The 690-nt window shown below is 46.4% G+C and carries 1 pseudogene; it reads right to left on the reverse strand.

Features of this window, described 5'->3' with window-relative positions:
• Window positions 1–690 (reverse strand): annotated as a pseudogene (gene relA / locus R7093_RS25680) (GTP diphosphokinase); the annotation flags it as partial.

The raw sequence follows: 690 nt of genomic DNA on the forward strand, positions 1-690 counted from the left end.
CATCGAAGACTTGGCTTCGGAGCTCATCCAACATCTCACCAGAATCGGACATTTCTTCTTGCCAATCCAATAGTTTACGCAGCCAGGTAATTTTCTCATCGTAACCACTGCGACTGCTCGCACCTTCTTTGTATTTCCAGTGCGCGGCAACGCCCAGTTCAGATTCTTCGTGCATTTGCTTGGTACGAATTTGAATCTCGATGGTTTTGCCTTCAGGGCCAAGAATCACGGTGTGAATCGATTGGTAACCGTTTGGTTTTGGGTTTGCAACGTAGTCGTCGAACTCACTCGGTAAGTGCTTGTATTTGGTATGAACCACACCTAACGCAGCGTAACAATCTTGCAGTTTGTCGGCGATGATACGTACTGCACGCACATCAAACAATTCATCAAACGCCAAACTCTTCTTCTGCATTTTTCGCCAAATGCTGTAGATGTGTTTAGGACGACCACTGACTTCGGCATTAATGCCACAAGCTTTCATCTCTTGAGATAAGTCTTCGACAAAATCTTTGATGTATTGCTCACGGACAATACGACGCTCAGCAAGCTGCTTTGCAATTTGCTTGTAAGTGTCCGGTTGTTGATAACGGAAAGCGTAGTCTTCGATTTCCCACTTAAGCTGACCGATACCTAGGCGGTTAGCCAGTGGAGCATAAATGTTGGCACACTCTTTCGCCGCAGCACGTC

The sequence above is a fragment of the Vibrio sp. 1580 genome (assembly GCF_033340055.1).